21 protein-coding genes are annotated in these 20,046 nt (G+C 73.2%); 9 read left to right on the forward strand and 12 right to left on the reverse strand.

Annotated features, from left to right (window positions below):
* Window positions 1–17: 17 nt before the first annotated feature.
* Together ACZ7GJ_RS09285 and ACZ7GJ_RS09290 are read right to left on the reverse strand one after the other, a co-directional pair.
* A complete protein-coding gene (locus ACZ7GJ_RS09285) occupies window positions 18–1,571 on the reverse strand; it encodes a sensor histidine kinase (protein WP_470750526.1) in 1,554 nt (517 codons plus the stop codon).
* Window positions 1,568–2,605 carry a rod shape-determining protein gene (locus ACZ7GJ_RS09290; protein WP_365927936.1) on the reverse strand — a complete coding sequence of 346 codons (1,038 nt, stop codon included), beginning with the start codon at window positions 2,603–2,605 and terminating at the stop codon, window positions 1,568–1,570. Before ACZ7GJ_RS09290 ends, ACZ7GJ_RS09285 begins: the two co-directional genes overlap by 4 nt.
* A 233-nt stretch (window positions 2,606–2,838) precedes the next feature.
* Between ACZ7GJ_RS09290 and ACZ7GJ_RS09295 the strand changes: the two genes are divergently transcribed.
* Window positions 2,839–3,549 (forward strand): esterase/lipase family protein, encoded by a 711-nt coding sequence (locus tag ACZ7GJ_RS09295; protein WP_470750527.1) that lies wholly within the window; start codon window positions 2,839–2,841, stop codon window positions 3,547–3,549.
* A 10-nt stretch (window positions 3,550–3,559) separates the two neighbouring features.
* Here the strand turns inward: ACZ7GJ_RS09295 and ACZ7GJ_RS09300 are convergent, their stop codons facing one another.
* Complete coding sequence (locus ACZ7GJ_RS09300) at window positions 3,560–4,165, reverse strand: hypothetical protein (RefSeq protein ID WP_470750528.1); 606 nt, start codon at window positions 4,163–4,165, stop codon at window positions 3,560–3,562.
* A gap of 78 nt (window positions 4,166–4,243) precedes the next feature.
* On the opposite strand from ACZ7GJ_RS09300, the gene ACZ7GJ_RS09305 reads away from it, so the two are divergent.
* Window positions 4,244–4,972 carry an SCO2400 family protein gene (locus ACZ7GJ_RS09305; RefSeq protein WP_470750529.1) on the forward strand — a complete coding sequence of 243 codons (729 nt, stop codon included), beginning with the start codon at window positions 4,244–4,246 and terminating at the stop codon, window positions 4,970–4,972.
* A 9-nt stretch (window positions 4,973–4,981) separates the two neighbouring features.
* Here ACZ7GJ_RS09305 and ACZ7GJ_RS09310 read toward each other — a convergent pair whose 3' ends face one another.
* Window positions 4,982–5,404: a MarR family winged helix-turn-helix transcriptional regulator gene (locus ACZ7GJ_RS09310; protein WP_365927944.1), complete on the reverse strand. Its 423-nt coding sequence runs from the start codon at window positions 5,402–5,404 to the stop codon at window positions 4,982–4,984.
* A 97-nt stretch (window positions 5,405–5,501) separates the two neighbouring features.
* Here ACZ7GJ_RS09310 and ACZ7GJ_RS09315 point away from each other — a divergent pair, with 97 nt between their 5' ends.
* The 4 genes from ACZ7GJ_RS09315 to ACZ7GJ_RS09330 all read left to right on the forward strand — a co-directional run bounded on the left by ACZ7GJ_RS09315 (window position 5,502) and on the right by ACZ7GJ_RS09330 (window position 8,722).
* The gene (locus ACZ7GJ_RS09315; protein WP_470750530.1) at window positions 5,502–6,521 is read left to right on the forward strand and encodes an NADP-dependent oxidoreductase; all 1,020 of its coding nucleotides are present in this window, start codon (window positions 5,502–5,504) and stop codon (window positions 6,519–6,521) included.
* 64 nt (window positions 6,522–6,585) lie between these two features.
* Window positions 6,586–7,008, forward strand: coding sequence for an organic hydroperoxide resistance protein (locus ACZ7GJ_RS09320; RefSeq protein WP_470750531.1), 423 nt, complete (start codon window positions 6,586–6,588; stop codon window positions 7,006–7,008).
* 77 nt (window positions 7,009–7,085) lie between these two features.
* Window positions 7,086–7,982 carry an EI24 domain-containing protein gene (locus ACZ7GJ_RS09325; RefSeq protein WP_470750532.1) on the forward strand — a complete coding sequence of 299 codons (897 nt, stop codon included), beginning with the start codon at window positions 7,086–7,088 and terminating at the stop codon, window positions 7,980–7,982.
* A 62-nt stretch (window positions 7,983–8,044) separates the two neighbouring features.
* On the forward strand, window positions 8,045–8,722 hold the full coding sequence (locus tag ACZ7GJ_RS09330; protein ID WP_470750533.1) for a TetR/AcrR family transcriptional regulator: 678 nt from the start codon (window positions 8,045–8,047) through the stop codon (window positions 8,720–8,722).
* A gap of 18 nt (window positions 8,723–8,740) precedes the next feature.
* Here ACZ7GJ_RS09330 and ACZ7GJ_RS09335 read toward each other — a convergent pair whose 3' ends face one another.
* Both ACZ7GJ_RS09335 and ACZ7GJ_RS09340 read right to left on the reverse strand, forming a co-directional pair.
* Window positions 8,741–9,457 (reverse strand): carbon-nitrogen hydrolase family protein, encoded by a 717-nt coding sequence (locus ACZ7GJ_RS09335; RefSeq protein WP_470750534.1) that lies wholly within the window; start codon window positions 9,455–9,457, stop codon window positions 8,741–8,743.
* Complete coding sequence (locus tag ACZ7GJ_RS09340) at window positions 9,454–10,371, reverse strand: LysR family transcriptional regulator (protein ID WP_470750535.1); 918 nt, start codon at window positions 10,369–10,371, stop codon at window positions 9,454–9,456. Before ACZ7GJ_RS09340 ends, ACZ7GJ_RS09335 begins: the two co-directional genes overlap by 4 nt.
* 49 nt (window positions 10,372–10,420) lie before the next feature.
* Here ACZ7GJ_RS09340 and ACZ7GJ_RS09345 point away from each other — a divergent pair, with 49 nt between their 5' ends.
* The gene (locus ACZ7GJ_RS09345; protein ID WP_470750536.1) at window positions 10,421–11,221 is read left to right on the forward strand and encodes an NAD(P)-dependent oxidoreductase; all 801 of its coding nucleotides are present in this window, start codon (window positions 10,421–10,423) and stop codon (window positions 11,219–11,221) included.
* A gap of 1 nt (window position 11,222) precedes the next feature.
* Here ACZ7GJ_RS09345 and ACZ7GJ_RS09350 read toward each other — a convergent pair whose 3' ends face one another.
* Both ACZ7GJ_RS09350 and ACZ7GJ_RS09355 read right to left on the reverse strand, forming a co-directional pair.
* Window positions 11,223–12,362 carry a low temperature requirement protein A gene (locus ACZ7GJ_RS09350; RefSeq protein WP_470750537.1) on the reverse strand — a complete coding sequence of 380 codons (1,140 nt, stop codon included), beginning with the start codon at window positions 12,360–12,362 and terminating at the stop codon, window positions 11,223–11,225.
* Between the two features lie 58 nt (window positions 12,363–12,420).
* On the reverse strand, window positions 12,421–12,996 hold the full coding sequence (locus ACZ7GJ_RS09355; RefSeq protein WP_470750538.1) for a TetR/AcrR family transcriptional regulator: 576 nt from the start codon (window positions 12,994–12,996) through the stop codon (window positions 12,421–12,423).
* A 154-nt stretch (window positions 12,997–13,150) separates the two neighbouring features.
* Between ACZ7GJ_RS09355 and ACZ7GJ_RS09360 the strand changes: the two genes are divergently transcribed.
* Complete coding sequence (locus tag ACZ7GJ_RS09360; RefSeq protein WP_470750539.1) at window positions 13,151–15,589, forward strand: beta-glucosidase; 2,439 nt, start codon at window positions 13,151–13,153, stop codon at window positions 15,587–15,589.
* A gap of 87 nt (window positions 15,590–15,676) precedes the next feature.
* Here ACZ7GJ_RS09360 and ACZ7GJ_RS09365 read toward each other — a convergent pair whose 3' ends face one another.
* The gene (locus tag ACZ7GJ_RS09365; RefSeq protein ID WP_470750540.1) at window positions 15,677–16,573 is read right to left on the reverse strand and encodes an SGNH/GDSL hydrolase family protein; all 897 of its coding nucleotides are present in this window, start codon (window positions 16,571–16,573) and stop codon (window positions 15,677–15,679) included.
* 249 nt (window positions 16,574–16,822) lie between these two features.
* On the opposite strand from ACZ7GJ_RS09365, the gene ACZ7GJ_RS09370 reads away from it, so the two are divergent.
* The gene (locus tag ACZ7GJ_RS09370; RefSeq protein WP_031150765.1) at window positions 16,823–17,317 is read left to right on the forward strand and encodes a DUF3145 domain-containing protein; all 495 of its coding nucleotides are present in this window, start codon (window positions 16,823–16,825) and stop codon (window positions 17,315–17,317) included.
* Window positions 17,318–17,386: 69 nt separating this feature from the next.
* On the opposite strand, the gene fabF is transcribed toward ACZ7GJ_RS09370, so the two are convergent.
* The 3 genes from fabF to ACZ7GJ_RS09385 form a co-directional block, all read right to left on the reverse strand.
* Complete coding sequence (fabF, locus tag ACZ7GJ_RS09375; protein WP_470750541.1) at window positions 17,387–18,652, reverse strand: beta-ketoacyl-ACP synthase II; 1,266 nt, start codon at window positions 18,650–18,652, stop codon at window positions 17,387–17,389.
* Between the two features lie 79 nt (window positions 18,653–18,731).
* Entirely contained in the window at window positions 18,732–18,980 is a 249-nt protein-coding gene (locus ACZ7GJ_RS09380; protein WP_470750542.1) for an acyl carrier protein, read from the reverse strand.
* 60 nt (window positions 18,981–19,040) lie between these two features.
* Window positions 19,041–20,045 carry a ketoacyl-ACP synthase III gene (locus ACZ7GJ_RS09385; protein ID WP_365927968.1) on the reverse strand — a complete coding sequence of 335 codons (1,005 nt, stop codon included), beginning with the start codon at window positions 20,043–20,045 and terminating at the stop codon, window positions 19,041–19,043.
* Window position 20,046: the final 1 nt, after the last annotated feature.

Consider the following 20,046-nt stretch of genomic DNA (forward strand, 5'->3'; position numbering starts at 1 on the left):
GGACCCGCAGACACCCCCTACAGCGCCGACTCCCAGGTCACGGTCGTCCCCCGGGTGCCCGCCTCGGTGCGGCCGTCGTCCGCCACCGTGAGGCGCACCCGGTCCGCCGACGCGTCCACCGCCACGTCGATGGAGGTGACCTCGCTGCGCCGGTGCGCCGCGGCCAGCGCACCGCGCAGCGCCGCCAGCAGGTCTCCCGCCACCGGTTCCGGGAGCAGGGCGTCCACCGCGCCCGCGAAGTGCACCGACGGCTGGAAGCCGAGCAGGACCGCGGCCCCGCCCGTCTCGCGCAGGACCCGGCCCCGGAAGGTGGTCGGGGCGTCGGTCGGCGGCTGCTGGAGGGCGAAGATGGCCGTGCGGACCTCCTGGATCGTGGAGTCCAGCTCGTCCACCGCCCGGCCGAGCTCCTCGCCCACGGTGTCGGTGTCATCGGGCTGCGCGTTCGAGGAGCGGCGCCTGGTGCTCTCCAGCATCATCTCGGTGGCGAACAGCCGCTGCACCACGAGGTCGTGCAGGTCCCGCGCGATCCGGTCGCGGTCCTCGTAGACGGCGAGCTGCTCGCGGTCGTGCTGGGCGTCCGCCAGTACGAGGGCCAGCGCGGCCTGGGAGGCGAACTGTGAGGCCAGCAGCCGGTCGACCGCGTCGTACGCCGGGCCGCCCCGGGCTCTGGGCAGGGCCAGGGTGCCGATCAGCTGGCCGCCGCTCTGCAGCGGCAGCATCATGCTGGGGCCGAAGCGCTCCCGTACGTGCGTGGTCATCCGGGGGTCCGTTGCCGAGTCCTCTATGAAGACCGGCTCGCCGCCGAGGAGTTGCTCCAGCACGGGCGAGCCGGGCGCGATGGCCGTGCCCACCAGGTCCCCCGGGTCCCCGTGCGTGGAGGCGGCCACGATCTCCATCCCGCCCTCCGGGTTCGGCTGGAGGACCACGCCGGCCGCCGCGTCGGCCAGCAGCCGGGCCCGTTCGGCCACGCACATGAGTGCGTCCGCGGCCGGGCGGCCCGCGAGCAGGGCGGTGGTCACCGCGGCGGCGCCCTCGATCCAGCGCTCCCGGCGGCGCGCGGTCTCGTACAGCCGGGCGTTGCCGATCGCTATGCCGGCCTGGGAGGCCAGGACGCGCAGCAGTGCGAGGTCCTCGTCGGTGAAGGGGCCGCCGCCGCGCTTCTCGGTGAGGTAGAGGTTGCCGAAGACCTCGGTGTGCACCCGGATCGGGACGCCTAGGAAGCTGTGCATCGGGGGGTGGCCCGGCGGTAGGCCCGCCGACCGGGGGTCCTTGGCGAGGTCGGCCAGCATCAGCGGGCGCGGGTCGCTGACGAGTGCGCCGAGCAGGCCGGAGCGGCCGTCCGGCAGCCGGGGGATCGCGGCCCGTTCGGCCTCGGTCATACCGGCGGTGAACAGTTCGGTCAGCCGGACGCGCTCGGGGTCCACGACCCCGAGCGCGCCGTAGCGTGCCGCGCAGAGCTCGGTCGCCGAGTCGACGATGTGCTGGAGGGTGGCGTGCAGCTCCAGTTCGGAGCCGACGCTCAGGACCGCCTCCAGCAGGACCGGGAGGCTCGACGACTCGTGCTGCGTCATTCGGCCAGCGGGTTCAGGACCATGGGGGCGATCTTCCCTTCGAGCATCATGCCGAGACCGAGGACGGCGCAGACGTCCGGCCGCTCCGCGATGGCCACGGGCATCCCGGTGGCGTCGCGCAGCATCTGGTCAAGGCCCGGCAGCAGGGCGCTGCCGCCCACCATCATGATTCCCCGGTCCGTCAGGTCGGCGACCAGGTCCGGCGGGCAGTCCCGCAGGACCTTGCCGATCCCGTCGAGCACGGCGGTCAGCGGGGTGTGGATGGCGTCGCGGACGGCTGCGGTGTCCACGTGCACGGAGCGGGCGAGGCCGGTGGCCACGTCGCGGCCGTGGATCAGGGTGGAGGCCGGGCCCTCGGCGGTGATGCCGTTGCCGTGCAGGGCCAGTTGGAGCGGGCGGACGGCCTGGCTGGGCAGCATCAGCTCGTGCGCGTGGCGCAGGTGCTGGACCACCGCGTGGTCGATGGCCTCGCCGCCGACCGGGATCCGCTCGGCGGTGACGATCGAGCCGAGGGAGAGGACGGCGACCTGGGTGGCGGCGGCCCCGCACACCATGATCATCGTCGCGGTCGGCTGCTCCACGGGCAGGCCACAGCCGACGGCCGCCGCGATCAGGGTGTCGACCAGCTCGACGCGGCGGGCGCCGAGCCCGACGAGGGTCTCCACCGCGGCCCGCTGGGCCAGCGGGTCCGCGTCGTGCGGGGTGCAGGCGGCGGCCCGCAGCCGCGGCTTGCGGCGCAGGGCGCGCCGGAGCTTCTCGCCCAGGAGGTGGCGCAGCATGCGCTGGGCCATCTCGATGTCCACGACGGTTCCGCCGGAGACGGGGCGTACGACCCGGATGTAGTCGGGCGTGCGGCCGGTCATCCGCTCGGCGAAGGTGCCGACGGCGATGAGTGCGCCGGTCCGTGTGTTCACCGCGGCGACGCTGGGCTCGTCCACCACCAGGCCCGCGCCCTTGACGTACACGCGGGTCCGGGCCGCTCCGAGGTCGACGGCGACGTGGCAGCGGCGCAACTGCTCAAGACTGACGGTCACGGCAGATCCTCCCGAGAGCGCTGAACCAAGAAGACCGGCGGAGTGCCGGTCACATTTCGTATCTTCTCGGGTCCGATAGGCGGATTGCCCGATTTGATGCTCCGGCCGGGGGGTGTCGTCGGGCTCCGAAGGGGTTCCCGGAGTGCTGCACGGGGGTGGATTTCTGTACCGACAGGCACGACGATGCCCGCACCGCACACGCTACCCATGCGTAACAAGGTAAAGGGGACTCGATGCTGACGGCCCGCCAGAGACTGCTCGCCCTCCTGACGCTCTGCCTGGCGCTGATCGCGCCCTTCCCGGCCCACGCCGCCGAACGGGTCACGCTTCAGGCCGCTGACCAGGCGTCATCGCGCAATCCGGTGGTCTTCGTGCACGGCTACAACGCCGATCCGGGCGTCTGGGGCGCGCTGCGCGAGGACCTGCGCGGCGACGGGTACGCCGACTCCGAGCTCTTCTCGTTCGGGTACGACACCCACCAGTCCGTCAACGAGGTCCTGGCCGGGCAGCTCGGCGCGTACGTCGACCAGGTCCGCCGGCAGACCGGCGCCGCGAAGGTGGACGTGGTCGCGCACTCCTTCGGCTCGCTCGTCAGCCGCTGGTACGTGAAGTTCGGCGGCGGCGACGGGACCGTGGGCCACTGGGTCTCGCTGGCCGGGCCCAACCGAGGCACCTCCACCGCCTGGGCCTGCGCCCTGTGGGACCAGGCGTGCCGGGACATGACGCCCGGGTCGTACGTGGTGAAGAACCTCAACTCCGGCGACGAGACCCCCGGCGCGGTCGCGTACGCGACCTTCTGGTCGAACTGCGACGAGGTCATCAACCCCGACAGCAGCGTCCCGCTGACCGGGGCGGCCAACACGCCGGTCGGCTGCCTCAAGCACAACGACCTGCTGGGCGACGGCGGCACCTCGGCCGGTGTACGGGCCTTCCTGCGCACCTAGTCCTGCGCACCTAGCGCTGGGCGCCGCCGCCGTCGGCGTGCTCGAACGAGACCCGCTGGAGCAGGCCGTACGTGAACTCCGCCACGCACGGCCTGCCCCCCGCCGCGAACCCGAGGCGCCAGCGGGTCGGCGCGGTGCCCTCCATCGGGCGCACCGGGGGGAAGGCCCGCGCCACCTCGTCCACCGTCGCCGACCAGGGCCGCAGGTCCTGCGGGGACTCGAGTACGGGCCCCCGCGCGCCCGGGGCCCGCACCAGCCACTCGTTCCACACCGCCCCGTCGGGCGCGGCCAGCACCTCGAAGCGCAGGTCGGGCCAGAGGGGCACCGGCCACAGCAGGGCCTCGCACTCCAGGTCGCCGATCGTGCGACGTTCGGCGGACTCGGGCGGGCCGAGCACCGACCGGTAGCGGGCCAGCGCCCCGCGGGCCCTCGGGGCGCGGACCATCGCCTGCCAGCGCTTGTTCGCCTCCCGCTGCTCGGCGAGCGTGACGCCGAGCCGGTGGCGGGCCTCCTCGGCGAGGCCGGGCTGGAAGTCGGCCATCCTGCGCAGCAGTACCAGTTGGAAGGCGGCGGGCCCGAAGGGGCCACGGGCGCCCGGGGCCGGGTTCGCTGTCATGGAGCCAACGATTCCACACAGGATCCTTACTTCTCCGGGATACGGATGTTGCCTGCGACCACGTAGCCTGCGGGCCCTATGAACTACTGCCCCGCTTGTCGGAGGCACCTCAACGGCGCGCTGGCGTGCGCCGGGTGCGGTACCCCGGCCGAGTACCTGATACCCGCCGCGCCCGGGGTGCCCGCTGCCCCGGTGGCGGAGCCCGCGGCCCAGCCCACGCTGGCCGACGTGTACGCGGACTCGCTCGTGGTGCTGTCCGTGCCGAACGAGCGCAGGGCTGGCGCGCGCCGCCGCGTCACGCACCGCAGGCGCCGCCGGACCGTGCTGACGATGGGGCTCGGGCTGCTGCTCGCGACCGCGGGCTCGCTGGCGGTGGCCCGGATGGCCGCCGACGGGCAGCGGTCCGACCGCGCGGCCACGGTGGTGCTGACCGACGACGGCCCGAAGCAGCCGGACGCCCTGCCGAGCCGGGAACAGGCCCCCGCCGCGCCGTCGGCGCTGCCTTCGGGCAAGGCCGCCGGGAGCGCGAAGGCCACCGCCGGCGCCACGAAGACGGCCGGGCCGGGGGGCATCGCGGGAGGCAGTCAGGCTCCCGGGCTGGTGCCGTCGGCCTCCGCCTCGGGCAGGCCGGGGCAGGGGCAGGGCACTCCCGGGCCCGGGGGAACCGTAAATCCCACGGCGTCGGGACAGCCCGCGCCGAGCACCTCCGGTACGTCGGGGCCGCCCGGGACGCCGCCTCAGCCGGCGCCGCAGCCCACGCCGAAGCCGAGCAAGACCTGCGTGTTCTGGATCTTCGGCTGCTCCTGAGCGGCCGGATCAGCCCAGCATCCGCCTGAGCAGGTCCCGCAGGACCGCACGCTCGGCCGCGCTCAGACCGGCCAGCGGTTCGCGCGCGAAGTCCAGCGACTCGCGCAGCCGGTCGGCGGTCCGCAGGCCCTCCTCGGTGGGGGCGGCCAGCTTCACCCGGCGGTCGGCCGGGTCCGGGCGGCGCTCGACCAGGCCCCGGCTCTCCAGGCGGTCCACGATGCCGGTGATGTTGGAGGGCTCGCACTTCAGCTTCTGTGCGATCTTGCGCATCGCCGTCGGCTCGTACGACAGCAGGTTCAGCACCCGCGCCTGGGCGCCGGTGAGCTGGTGGCTGGCGGCCGCGTGCTCGTACTCCTCGTGGTAGCGGGCCACGACGTCGCCGATGAGCTCGACGACCTCAAGGGTCAGGGGGTCTGCGCGACGAGTGGGCATGGAACCAGCGTACCCATTTACTTGACAACATGAAATATGCAGGCGCATGGTTGTTTCACCTACTGAAGCATTTCCTCCCTCACCCCAGGAGCGCCGCATGTCCGAGATCCCCGCTGTCAGCCGCGAGTGGCACCTCGTCCGCCGCCCGCAGGGCTGGCCCGTCGCCGAGGACTTCGCCCTGCGCGAGGCGCCGGTCACGGCCCCGGCCGCCGGCCGGATCCTCGTGCGCAACCTCCACATGTCGGTGGACCCGTACATGCGCGGCCGGATGAACGACGTGAAGTCCTACGTCCCGCCCTTCCAGCTCGACAAGCCCATGGACGGCGGCGCGGTCGGCGAGGTCGTGGCCTCCGCCGACGAGCGCTTCGCGGTCGGCGACCACGTCCTGCACGGGCTGGGCTGGCGCGAGTACGCGGACGTCGACGCCAAGCACGCCACCAAGGTGGACGGCTCCCTCGCCCCGCTCTCCACCTACCTCGGCGTGCTCGGCATGCCCGGTCTGACCGCCTACGCCGGCCTCTTCGAGGTCGCCTCCTTCAAGGAGGGCGACTCCGTCTTCGTCTCCGGCGCGGCGGGCGCGGTCGGCAGCCTCGTCGGGCAGTTCGCGAAGATCAAGGGCGCCTCCGCGGTGATCGGCTCCGCCGGCTCCGACGAGAAGGTGACGCTGCTCACGGAGAAGTACGGCTTCGACTCCGCCTTCAACTACAAGAACGGTCCCGTCGGCGAGCAGCTGAAGGGGGCCGCCCCCGAGGGCATCGACGTCTACTTCGACAACGTCGGCGGCGACCACCTGGAGGCCGCCATCTCCTCCCTGAAGGTGCACGGCCGGGCCACCCTGTGCGGGGCCATCGCCCAGTACAACGCCACCGAGCCCACCCCCGGTCCGCGCAACCTCGCCCTGGTCATCGGCAAGCGGCTGCGCCTCCAGGGCGTGCTGGTCGGAGACCACGCCGGGCTGCAGCAGCAGTTCGTCCAGGACGTGGCCGGCTGGCTGCGCTCCGGCGAGCTGCGGTACGACGAAACGGTCTTCGAGGGCATCGAGAACGCGACGTCCGCCTTCCTCGGGATGCTCCGCGGCGAGAACACCGGAAAGATGATCGTTTCCTTCACCGGTTAGGCTCACTGCACACCGTTGCGATCGTGGGCGCGAGTCGCGGCGATTACCAGGAGGATTTCCTTACATGTCCATCCAGCAGTCCGATGTCGCGTACACCGCTGTCGCCACCGCCGAGAACGGCCGTGACGGCCGCGTCGTCACCAACGACGGCCAGCTCGACGTCGTCGTGAACCCGCCGAAGGAGCTCGGCGGCAGCGGCGCCGGCACCAACCCCGAGCAGCTCTTCGCCGCCGGCTACAGCGCCTGCTTCCAGGGCGCCCTGGGCGTCGTCGCGAAGAACGAGAACGCCGACATCTCCGGCTCCACCGTCACCGCCGAGGTCGGCATCGGCAAGAACGACGAGGGCTTCGGCCTGATCGTCAAGATCTCCGCCGTGATCCCGAACGTGGACGCCGCCACCGCCAAGGACCTCATCGAGAAGGCCCACCAGGTCTGCCCGTACTCCAAGGCGACCCGCGGCAACATCACGGTCGAGCTCGCCGTCTGATCTCGCGCCCGCTCCCCGAAGGCCGCACCCGGACACCCGGGTGCGGCCTTCGGCGTTCCCCGACTTAAGCTGGAACCATGCGTGATCTTGCGGGGGGATTCGGCTATCTGCTGGCCGGCCAGCGATGGGTGCTCGGCCACGGCAGGTGGCTCGGTTTCGGGCTGCTGCCGGGGCTGGTGTCGCTGGTGCTGTACGCCGGCGCGCTGATCGGGCTCGGCTACGGCGCCGACGACCTGGCGGCCTGGGTCACCCCCTTCGCCGACGGCTGGTCCTCGCCGTGGCTCGGCCTCTTCCGCGGGTTCCTGACCGCCCTGGTCTTCTGCCTCGGGCTGTTCCTCGCGGTGATCACCTTCACCGCCGTGACCCTGCTGATCGGCCAGCCGTTCTACGAGTCCCTCTCGGAGCAGGTCGACCGCAGCGAGGGCGGCGAGGTGCCCGGGTCCGGGCTCTCGCTCTGGCAGGAGCTGTGGATCGCGGCCCGCGACAGCCTGCGGATCCTGGGGCGGGTGCTGCTGTACGGGATCCTGCTCTTCGCCCTCGGGTTCATCCCGGTGATCGGCCAGACCGTGGTCCCGGTCCTCGGGTTCTGCGTCTCCGGCTACTTCCTGACCCAGGAGCTCACCTCCGTCGCGCTCCAGCGGCGCCGGGTGGACCTGCGCGGGCAGCTCGCGCTGCTGCGGTCGCGGCGGATGCTGGTGCTCGGTTTCGGGGTGCCGCTGGTGCTGGCGTTCCTGGTGCCGCTGGTGGCGGTCTTCCTGATGCCGGGCGCGGTGGCCGGGGCGACGCTGATGGCCCGGGACCTGATGCCCGAGCAGGAGCAGGCCGGGGAGTCGGCCGAGGGGCAGGCGACCGAGGAGCCGGCCGGCCGGCAGGCCGAGCGGCAGACCGGCGCATCGGCCCAGGGGCCGACCGGCGGCGCGGCGGGTTCGGCGGGCTCGGCGGACTCCGGACCGAAGTCCCTGTCGGCCTGGTAGAAGCCTGCCTCGCCGCTAGCATCGGTACCGGGGAATGGTCCCCGGTACTTCGAGGAGTGGCGATGGCAGTCGGCGAAGAGCAGCCCGCGAAGCGCGCCGCACCGGTACGGCGCGACGCGCGGCGCAACCGCGAACTGCTCGTCGAGGCGGCGCGGGAGGCCTTCGCGTCCCAGGGGCTGGAGGCCCCGCTCGACGACATCGCCCGCCGGGCCGGCGTCGGCAACGCCACGCTCTACCGGCACTTCCCCAGCCGCGCCGCGCTCGTCGACGAGGTCTTCCGGGACGCCCTGGCCGGCACGGTGGCCGCGGGGGACCGGGCGCGGGGCGCGGCGGACGCCTGGGAGGGGCTCACCGGCTACCTCGACGCGGTGTTCGCGGTACTGGCCGCCGACCGGGGCACCAACGACCTGATGACGACGGGAGTGGAGGGCGTGCGCTCGCTCGACGCCGTCCACGCCCACAACCGCGAGACGATGGACCTGCTGATCGGCCGCGCGCAGCGGGAGGGGTCGGTACGGGCCGACATCGTGACGGAGGACCTGCTGCTGGCCCTGGCCGCGCTCGGCCGCGCCGTCCCGGCCCTGGCGGCCACCGCCCCGGACGGCTGGCGCCGCCCCCTGGCGCTCTTCCTGGACGGCCTGCGCGCAACCGCCCCGGCCGGTCCGCTGCCGGGCCCCGCCCTCACCGGCCCCGAACTCGGAGCCGTGCTCCGGGACCTCGGCCCGCACCGCGCCAAGTAGCCGCGGGCGGCTACCGGTTCAGGCGCCGACCTCTGCCGTCGCGACCGACGGCGTACGGTCGTCCGCCTCGGCCAGCAGGGCCCCGCCCGGGGCCCACACGGCGGCGCCGCCGCAGCCCGTCCACGGCCCGGCCGGGCCGACGTGGTTGGCCAGCGCCACGTACATGCCGTGGTCCCGCGCGATCCCGGGGTGGACGGTGGCCCGCTCGTGGATCCCCCCGCCGGTCCCGTACAGCGAGGAGGCCAGGTGGACCCGGCAGCCGGCCGCCGCGCCCGCGCCGGGCACCTGCGGGAAGTGGTTGTCGTAGCAGATGCCCAAGGAGAAGCGGATCCCGCCGAGTTCGAAGCGCCCGGGGTGCTCGCCCGCCGCGAAGACGCCCTGCTCGTGCTGGTAGAGGTGCTGTTTGGCGTACGTCGTCACGTGCGCGCCGTCGGCGTCGTGGACCAGGGTCGCGAGGAGGGGCCGCCGCGGGTCGGGGGAGCGCAGGGCGACATTGACGGCGGTGGCGATCCCGGCGCCGCGGATCGCGTCGAGCCGCGGGTCCTCGGCGTCGGCCAGCCACAGCCCCGGATCGGCGGCGATGGCGTCCAACTCGTAGCCGGTCAGGGTCAACTCGGGGAACACCACCAGCTCGGCCCCCTGCTCCCGGGCCTGCCGGGCGAGGAGCACGGCCTGCGCGGCGTTGGCCGCCTGGTCGGCGGGGACGCAGTTCATCTGCGCGGCGGCGATCTTCATGCCGCCCAGGATGCCAGCCCGGCAGCGGTCTCCCGCAGCAGGGTGAGGAAGGCCGCCACCGCGGGGGAGGGCGCGAGCCCGCGCGGGGTGGCCGCGTAGACCCGGCGGCGCGGGGAGTCCTCGGGGTGCAGGGGGACCAGCGCCAGATCGGGCCGGGCGGCGCAGGCGGCGAGCGCCGGGACGAGGGTGACGCCCAGCCCGGCGGCGACGAAGCCCTGTTTGGCCGTCCAGTCGGCGACGGCGAAGCCCATGCGCGGGCGGAAGCCGTCCGCGACGGCGCTCTCCAGCAGGGTCTCCTCCGGGCGGGGGCCGGCCGCGATCCACTCCTCGTCCGCGAGTTCGGCCAGCCGTACGTCACTGCGGCCGGCGAGGCGGTGCCCGGGCGGCAGGGCCACGTACATCCGCTCGTCGAGCAGGTGGTGCGGGGTGCAGCCCGCGGGCGGCCGGCCGGAGGTGCTCCCCACGACGGCGAGGTCGAGCTCCCCGGCCGCGAGCAGGGCCAGGTGCCGGGCGGAGGGCCCTTCGGTGCGGCTGAGGGCGACGCCGGGGTGGCGGGCCCGGAAGGCGGCGAGCGTGCGCGGGAGGAGGGCGGCGTCGGCGGTGGAGAAGGCGCCGATCCGCAGCCGGCCGGAGCCGAGGGTGTGCAGGGCGTCGAGCTCGGCGCGGGCGGCGCGCAGCCGTTCGCCGACGGCTTCGGCGTGCGGGAGCAGGACGCGGCCGGCCTCGGTGAGGCGCACCCCGCGCGGGAGGCGGTCGAAGAGGGGGGTGCCCCACTCGTCCTCAAGGGTCTGGATCTGGCGGGACACCGCGGACTGGGTGTAGCCGAGGGAGCGGGCGGCGGCGGTGAAGGAGGCCAGCCGGGCCACGCGCAGGAACACCTCGTAGAGGCTGTGCGAACTGGGCATGGCAGCCATGCTAGACATTCGCTTGTCGCATGGCTGGGGTGAACCTAGCGTCGGGGGCATGAACGCAAAGGTGAAGATCGCATTCCTGGGCCTCGGTCACATGGGGGCCCCGATGGCCCGTCACCTCCTCGCCTCCGGGCACGAGTTGACGGTGTGGAACCGCACTCCCGGCAAGGCGGTCCCGCTCGTCGAGGCGGGCGCCGCGGCTGCGGCCACCCCCGCGGAGGCGGTGCGGGACGCGGACCTCGTGATCACGATGCTGGCCGACCCGGACGCCCTGCGCGAGGTCGCCCGCGAGCTGCTGCCCGCGCTGCGCCCCGGCGCCCACTGGATCGACACCTCGACCGTCGGCCCGGACGCGGTGCGGGAGTTGGCGGCCCGGCTGCCCGACGGGGTGACGCTGACCGACGCCCCGGTGATGGGCAGCGTGGACCGGGCGGCCCGGGGCGAGCTGTCGGTGCTGGCGGGCGGCGCGCCGCTGCCCGGCCCGGTGGCCGCGGTCCTCGCCACCCTCGGCAGGGTCACCGAATGCGGGCCGCCCGGATCCGGGGCCGCCCTCAAGCTGGTCCTGATCAACGCGGCGGTCGGCGGGGTCGCCCTGGTCGCCGAGGCCCTCGCGCTGGGCGGCGCCCTCGGACTGCCGGCCGACCTGGTCCGTGGCGAGCTCGCCGCGGGGCCGCTCGCGGGGGCCGTGGCGAGGGCGTTCGCCGACGCCTCGCACTTCCCGGTGGCGCTGGCCGCGAAGGACGTGGCCCTGGCCACGGGCCATGCCCGGCTGCCGATCCTGGAGGCGGTCCGCGCCACGCTGGAGTCCCGCCCGGAACTCGCCGGGCAGGACCTCTCCCGAATCCGCGGGTGAGCTAGGGGGTGTCTGGCGGGGTTAGGGCCGGCGCGGCGCCCGGCAGTTCGCCGCGGCGCCGGACGAGGGCGAGTTCCACCAGGTTGAGGGCGGTCACCACCGCCGTCAGCAGGACCAGCGCGCCCAGCGAGGGCAGCAGTGCGGCTATCGGCAGCAGGGCCAGGGTGCCCGCCGCGGTGGCCAGCCGGGTCACCGACCACGAGCGGAACAGGTGCCAGCGGGTGTACCCGAAGGTCGCCAGGAACAGGGCGCAGCCGCCGTACAGCAGTGCGGTCACGCCGAGCGGGAGGCGCTCTCCGGGGTGGGCGACGGCCTCCGCCATGCCGACGGCCACCCCGATGATCGAGGCGATCAGCGACAGGTGCCCGTACGAGAGGACCTGCCGGGCCACGTCCGCCCGTACGGCGGCCGTCTCCAGGCCGTGCCGGACCGCGCTCGCGGCCAGGTGGAAGTACACCCACCACAGGCTGCACACCAGGGTGAAGGCCGCCGCCACGGCGACCAGGGAGCCGGCGCCCAGCTCCGCAGAGGCGGCCACCGGGGCGCCGACCGCCACGATCGACTCGCCCAGCGCGATCATCACGAACAGGCCGAACCGCTCGGCGAGGTGCCCGGAGTCGAGGTTCAGCCGCATCATGTTCCGGCGCGTCAGCCGGGGCGCGGCCAGTTCCACGGCGGCCGCCAGCGCCCACAGGTACACCCGGGGCCGGCCGTCGAGGAATCCGCCGGTCAGCAGCAGCGGGCCGCTGACCAGCACCGAGAGCGTCACCGGAGTCGGTGCCAGGCGCCTGCTGCCGCCGTGGGCCAGCGCCGCGAGCACCAGCCGGGCGCAGAAGTAGGCGCAGGCGAAGAGCGGTCCGCGCTCCCCGAAGGCCTCGGGCAGCGCCAGGGCCATCAACAGGCCGCACAGCCCGGCGGCGAAGAGGGCGATCCGGTTCAACGGCCGGTCCGCGTCATGGGTGTTGGCGTGGATGGTGTTGCCGACCCATACCCAGTAGACCGGCACGAAGACGATCAGCGCCCGGCCGGTCCCCGCCCATCCGTGGTCGTGGTGCAGCAGTGCCGAGACCTGGGTCACGGCGAACACCAGCACCAGGTCGAAGAACAGCTCCGACCACGTGACCTTCTTCTCCGTCTCCAACTCCCGCTCTCCCCCCGGTAGAAGCTCCGGGGCAAGGATGCACGGCCGCCTCGCGGCCCTACGCGCCGGGCCCCCGCAGCAGGGTCAGGAAGGAGCGGAACGCGGCGGGCATGTCCACCGATTCCGGGGCGAGCAGCCACTGGTACTGGAGGCCGTCCATCACCGCGGTCAGCAGCGGGGCCGCCTGTTCGGGGGTCAGGCCCGACGGGAGGCGGTCCCCGAACTCGGCGCGCAGGACCGCCGCCATCTCGCCGCGCACCTGGGCGTAGCGCTCGGTGAAGAACTCCCGCGCCGGGTGCCCGTCGGTGACGCTCTCGCCCAGCAGCGCCGAGAAGGTCTGGACGATGCCCGGCCGCATGGCGTTGTACTCCACCAGCGAGGCGAGCAGGTCCAGGCGCCAGGTGTCCGCCGAGGCGCGCGAGCCGCCGCCGGTGTCCCAGCGGTCGCGCTCCTCCAGGACGGCGACCAGCAGCGCCTCCTTGGTGGGGAAGTAGTGCAGCAGCCCCTGCTGGGTCAGGCCCACGCGTTCGGCGACCGCGCCCAGGGACGCGCCCCGGTAGCCGCGCTCCGCGATCACCTCGACCGCGGCGCGGACGATCTCCTCGCGCCGCTCCTCGCTCCTCGCCCTGGCCATCGCCGGCACCCCTTTCCTCCACACCTGCCAGCAGGACCGTACGACATCCTCTGATCACGAATAGATTACGAACCCTACCGTTCTACAGGGAACGGGTCCACGATGGGGGCAACCGCACCCCGCACGCACCGCACCCAAACGAGGAGGCACGGCCGTGACCGATGCCGATCAGGTCCGCAGCGACGCCGTAGAAGCGGCACTGGGCAAGCTCGACCTCGACACCAAGGCCCGCCTGCTGGCCGGCCAGGACATGTGGTCCCTGCCCGCCGTCCCCGGCATCGGGCTGAAGTCCCTGGTCATGTCCGACGGCCCCATCGGGGTGCGCGGCGTGCGCTGGACGGCCGACGACCCGTCCATCGCGCTGCCGTCCCCGACCGCGCTCGCCGCCGCCTGGGACCCCGAACTCGCTCGCCGGGCCGGCCGCCTCCTCGCCCAGGAGGCCCGCCGCAAGGGCGTCCACGTCCTCCTCGCGCCCACCGTCAACCTGCACCGCTCCCCGCTCGGCGGCCGCCACTTCGAGTGCTACTCCGAGGACCCGTACCTGACCGGCGCCATCGGCAGCGGATACGTCAACGGAGTCCAGGAGGGCGGGGTCGCCACCACCGTCAAGCACTTCGTCGGCAACGACGCCGAGACGGAACGGTTCACCGTGGACTCCGTCATCGCCCCGCGCCCGCTGCGCGAGCTGTACCTGGCGCCCTTCGAGGCCATCGTCGCCAACGCCCACCCGTGGGGCATCATGACCGCGTACAACCAGGTCAACGGCACGACGATGACCGAGCACAGCTACCTCGTGAACGAGGTCCTGCGCGCCGAATGGGGCTTCGACGGCTACAACGTCTCCGATTGGATGGCCGCCCGCTCCACGACCGGTGACATCCTCGGCGGCCTCGACGTGGCCATGCCCGGCCCGACCACCGTCTACGGCGCGCCCCTCGCCGAAGCCGTACGCGCCGGCGAGGTCCCCGAGTCCGCCGTTGACGACGCCGTGCGCAACGTCCTGCGCCTCGCCGCCCGCGTCGGCATCCTGGAGGGCGCCCCCGCCGTCGTCGCAGAGCCCCCGGCCCCGATCGACGGCCAGGCGCTGGCCCGCGAGATCGCCGCCCGCGGCTTCGTACTGGTCAGGAACGAGGGCGCGCTGCCCCTGGACCCCGGCGCCGGCCGCACCGTCGCCCTCATCGGCGCCGCCGCCCGCGACGCCCGGGTCCTCGGCGGCGGCTCGGCCACCGTCTTCCCCGAGCGGATCGTCTCCCCGCTCGACGGCCTCACCGCGGCACTCCCCGACGGGGCGCTGACCTTCGCCGTCGGAGCCGACCCCTCCGAGGAACTCAGCCCCGCCGACAAGGGCTTCGAGCTCCGGGCGATCTGCCGCGACGCCTCCGGCGCCGTCCTCGGCGAGGGCAGCCTCCCGACCGGCCAGGTCCAGTGGATCGGCGACGACCTGCCCGAGGGCGCCGCGTACGAGACCATGGCCACCATCGAGGTCACCGGTACGTTCGTCCCGCGCGAGAGCGGCGAACACGCCTTCGGTACCCGCGGACTCGGCGCCTTCGCCCTGGCCGTCGGCGGGCGCCCGCTGTGGGACGGCGTCCAGCCGATGGGCGACGAGGCCGACCCCTTCGAGGCCTTCTTCGGCGCCCCCAGCGAACGCGCCCGGATCGCCCTGGAGGCCGGGGAGCCGGTCGAGGTCTCGCTGACCTTCCAGGTCCCCGACACGAGCGCGCTGCCGCTCAAGGCGATCATGTTCTCCCTGCTCCACCTCGGCCCGCGGCGCGACGCCGACGAGCTCATCGCCGAGGCCGTGGAGGCGGCCCGCGCCGCCGACACCGCCGTCGTGGTCGTCGCGACCACCGAGCGCGTGGAGTCCGAGGGCTTCGACCGCAAGGACCTCGCCCTGCCGGGCCGCCAGGACGACCTGGTCCGCGCCGTCGCCGCCGTCAACCCGAACACCGTGGTCGTCGTCAACGCGGGCTCCCCGGTGGAACTCCCGTGGCGCGAGGACGTGGCCGCCGTCCTGCTGACCTGGTTCCCCGGGCAGGAGGGCGGGGCCGCGCTGGCCGACGTACTCCTCGGTGACGCGGAGCCCGGCGGACGGCTGCCCACCACCTGGCCCGCCGAGTTCGCCGACGCGCCGGTCACCGAGGTGACCCCCGCCGAGGGGCGCCTGGAGTACCGCGAGGGGCTCCTCATCGGCTACCGGGCGTACGAGGCCCAGGGCGCGGCCCCGGCCTACCCGTTCGGGCACGGCCTCGGTTACACGGACTGGGCGTACGAGTCGCTGGAGGCCACCGCCACCACGGCGCGGGTCCGCGTCACCAACACCGGCGCCCGGCCCGGCCGCGAGGTCGTCCAGGTCTACCTGGCCCCCGTGGCCGACGAGGTGGAACGCCCGGCGAGCTGGCTGGCCGCCTTCGCGGGCGCCCTGGCGGGCCCCGGCGAGAGCGTCGAGGTGGAGATCCCGCTGCCCGCCCGGGCCTTCGAGATCTGGGACGAGGCGGCCCGTGGCTGGCAGCGGGTCGGCGGCACTTACCAGGTCCGCGTCGGCCACTCGCACGGCGACACCCGGCTGACCGCGACGCTCGACCTCGCCTGACACACCGTATGGCCGGAAATCACCCCTGAAAGCCGGTCCGGGGGCGGGCCCTGACACCCGCCCCCGGACCTTCCGCGCACCGCAGGGTCAACGCGGCGGCTCGGCGGACGTCACCTGGCGGTGCGCCAGTTCCGCGAGCCGCGCCTGCCCGTCCTTGCCCGGGTGGAACCAGTCCCAGCGGCTCAACTGCTCCGCGCCGAAGGGGTACTGGAACACCGCGCCGCCGTCGTAGCGGCACAGCGCGTCCTTCGCGCAGACCTCGCGCAGCACCTCGTTGTACTCGACCACCCGCGCCCGCACCTGCTCGCGCCGGGCCGTCGCCCCGGACGTCGCCGACTGCGGGTCGGCGAGCATCGACTGGCAGATGCCCAGGCTCCAGATCTTGCGCACCATCGGGTCGTCCTTGCCCTGCTCCCACAGGCGCTGGAGGTCCGGCACGCTCGACACGTACACCTGGGAGGCGGGCGAGGCGGCCCGCAGATCGCCGAGGGCCTTCTCGAAGCCCGACCGGAACGCGGCCACCGACGTCATCGACGAAGCCGTCGGCCGGCAGGCGTCATTCGAGCCCACCATCACCGTGACCAGGTCGGGCTTGTGCTCGGCGGCCGCGGCCAGCTGACCCGGCAGGTCCGCCATCCGGGAGCCGGTGGCCGCGAGGTTCCAACTGCGCGCGGGCACCTCGGCCTCACCCAGCAGCCGGGCGGCCAGCGAGCGCACCTCGGGGTCGTTCCCGGTGGCCCAGGAGACCTCCGGGCAGTCGGCCAGCACCGAACAGGCGTCGAAACCACGTGTGATGGAGTCGCCCACCGCCGCGACGGAGGTGGGCGCGGTGTTCCAGCGCGGCCCGGCCTGCGCCCCGCGCTCACCCTCCGCGGCCGACTCGCCCGACGAACACCCGCTCAGCACACCGGCGAGGACGAGGGCCGCCGCGCCCGCCCCCGCGAGAGTCCGGCGCGCGCGGCGGCGCGGAGCGGTGGTGCGCATCGGGTGGTCCCTCCTCGTCGCCCCGCAATCATTCGGGGGCGTCCTGCTGAGTGAATGCTCTGTGTTTACGGGCCTTGGAGCGACCGTACGTCACACCATGACCCCTGGCGCACGGTAGCTTTTTCCCGTGGCGTTTCGGCCGCAGGTCCCGCAACGCAATCTCAGATCATTTCCGGTAAATTACATCACGTCACATACTGTCCGTTTTCTGGAGTTTATTCCCGACCTCGTCCCACACTGGAGGTCCCGGTGACGACACGTGGAGTTCTGTACGTGCATTCCGCACCGCGCGCGCTCTGCCCGCATGTGGAATGGGCTGTTGCGGGCGTGCTCGGGGTGCGGGTGAACCTCGACTGGATCAGGCAGCCCGCCTCCCCGGGCACCTGGAGAGCCGAGTTCTCCTGGCAGGCCGAAGCGGGCACCGCCTCGAAACTCGCCTCCGCGCTCCGCGGCTGGCACCTGCTCCGCTTCGAGGTGACCGCGGAACCCTGCCCGACCTCCGAGGGCGAGCGCTACAGCTCCACCCCGGAGCTCGGCATCTTCCACGCCGTCACCGGAATGCACGGCGACATCCTGATCCCCGAGGACCGGCTGCGGGCCGCGCTCGCCCGCTCGGCGCGCGGCGAGACGGACCTGGAGGCGGAGATCGCCAAACTGCTCGGCAAGCCCTGGGACGACGAACTGGAGCCCTTCCGCTACGCCGGCGAGGGCGCCCCGGTCCGCTGGCTGCACCAGGTCGTCTGACCCCTCGCCCCCAATGCAGAAGGCCCACCCGGGATCACCCGGGCGGGCCTTCTGCGTGTTCAGGCGAAGCTAGACGGTGCGGAACGCCAGTGTGACGTTGTGGCCGCCGAAACCGAACGAGTTGTTGATCGCGGAGATCGGACCGTCGGCGGGCAGCTTGCGCGGCTCGCCGCGCACGATGTCCGCGTCGATGTCCGCGTCGAGCTCGTCGACGTTGATCGTCGGCGGGGCCAGCCGGTGGTACAGCGCCAGCACGGTGGCGACGGTCTCGATGCCGCCCGCACCGCCCAGCAGGTGGCCGGTCATCGACTTGGTCGCCGAGATCGCGATGTGGTCGAGGTCGTCGCCCAGGACCTTGCGCAGGGCCTTCAGCTCGGCCGTGTCACCCTGCGGGGTGGACGTGGCGTGCGCGTTCAGGTGGACCAGCTCGGAGGTGTCGAGGCCGGTGTTGTCGAGCAGGTTCTGCACGGCGGCCGCGACACCGCGGCCGGTCGGCTCCGGCTGCGCGATGTGGTGGCTGTCCGCGGACAGGCCCTGGCCGAGCACCTCGCAGTAGACCCGGGCGCCGCGCGCGGCGGCGTGCTCCGCGGACTCCAGGACCACGACGCCCGCGCCCTCGCCCAGGACGAAGCCGTCACGGGCCTTGTCGTAGGGGCGGGAGGCCTGCTCCGGGTTCTCGTTGTTCTTCGACATCGCCATCATGTTGGCGAACGCGGCGATCGGCAGCGGGTGGATCGCCGCCTCGGTGCCGCCCGCGACGACCACGTCGGCACGGCCGCTGCGGATCATCTCGACGGCGTAGCCGATGGCCTCGGCGCCGGACGCGCAGGCGCTGACCGGAGTGTGCACGCCCGCACGGGCGTTGACCTCCAGGCCGACGTTGGCCGACGGGCCGTTCGGCATGAGCATGGGGACGGTGTGCGGGGAGACCCGGCGCACACCCTTTTCCTTCAGTACGTCGTACTGGTCGAGCAGGGTCGTCACGCCGCCGATGCCGGAGGCGATGACGGTGCCCAGGCGCTCGGGCGCGATGGCCGCGTCCTCGCCCGCCGGGGCGGTGTAACCGGCGTCGGCCCAGGCCTCACGGGCCGCGATGATGGCGAACTGGGCCGAGCGGTCCAGCTTGCGCGCCAGCGGCCGGGGCAGGACCTCACTGGGGTCCACGGCGACCGGAGCGGCGATACGAACCGGGAGTTCGGCAAAGCGCTCACCCTCGAGGGGCTTTACGCCGGAACGGCCGGCAAGCAGACCTTCCCAGGTCGAAGCGCTGTCGCCACCCAGCGGAGTGGTTGCGCCGATACCGGTGACGACCACGGTGCGATTGGTCGGGCTCACAGGAATTCTTTCTCCACGTCTCAGGGGGTGCTGAATTGTCACGGCGCCACCGCCAGGTGGCGACAAACGCTCGTCAGGCTCAGGCCTGGTGCTTCAGGATGTAGCTCGCGGCGTCGCCGACGGTCTTGAGGTTCTTGACGTCCTCGTCCGGGATCTTGACCTCGAAGCGCTCTTCGGCGGCGACGACGACCTCGACCATGGACAGCGAGTCGACGTCCAGGTCGTCGGTGAAGGACTTGTCGATCTCGACGTCCTCGACCGGGATGCCCGCGATCTCGTTGACGATCTCCGCGAGACCTTCGACGATCTCTTCCTGCGTGGCGGCCATGTGGCGCTCCTTCTCTGGGTACTGGGGGTGGAACAAGGTCCGGGAACGTGCTCCCGGGCCCTAGGGGAGGGTAACGACCGTCGCGGCGTAGACGAGTCCCGCCCCGAAGCCGATGACGAGCGCGGTATCGCCGCTCTTCGCCGCTCCGGTCGCCAGGAGCCGCTCCATTGCGAGCGGGATCGAGGCGGCCGAGGTGTTGCCGGTCGTCTCCACGTCACGGGCGACCGTGACGTGCTCCGGCAGCTTCAGAGTCTTCACCATCGAGTCGATGATCCGCATGTTTGCCTGGTGCGGAATGAAGACGTCCAGGTCGTCCGCGGTGATCCCGGCTGCGTCGAGCGCCTGCTGGGCCACCTTGGCCATCTCGAAGACGGCCCAGCGGAAGACCGCCTGACCCTCCTGCGTGATGGCCGGAAACTTCTCGGCGCCGTCCGTGCTGCGGTACTCGTCCCACGGCACGGTCTGCTTGATGGTTTCGGACTTGTCGCCCTCCGAACCCCACACCGTGGGGCCGATGGCCGGCTCGTCCGAGGGGCCGACGACGACGGCGCCCGCGCCGTCGCCGAACAGGAAGGCCGTCGCGCGGTCCTCCAGGTCGGTCAGGTCCGAGAGCCGCTCCACGCCGATGACGAGGACGTACTCGGCGGAACCCTCCACGACCAGCCCCTTGGCCAGCGTCAGGCCGTAGCCGAAGCCGGCGCAGCCCGCGGAGATGTCGAAGGCCGCGGGCTTGCCCGCCCCGATCCGGTGCGCGATCTCCGTCGCGACGGCCGGAGTCTGCTTGAAGTGCGACACCGTCGAGACGATCACGGCGCCGATCCGCTCGGGAGACACGCCCGCATCGGCCAGAGCCTTGCCCGAGGCCTCCACCGACATCGCGGCGACGGTCTCCTGGGGCGAGGCCCAGTGCCGGGTCGCGATGCCGGAGCGCGAGCGGATCCACTCGTCGGACGAGTCGATCGTCTCGAGGATGACCTCGTTGGGCACCACGCGGGTCGGGCGGTAGCCGCCGACGCCGAGGATGCGGGCGTACGGGGAGCCCTTGGCAGGCTTGATCTTCGACATG

The sequence above is a fragment of the Streptomyces sp. NPDC037242 genome (assembly GCF_055604165.1).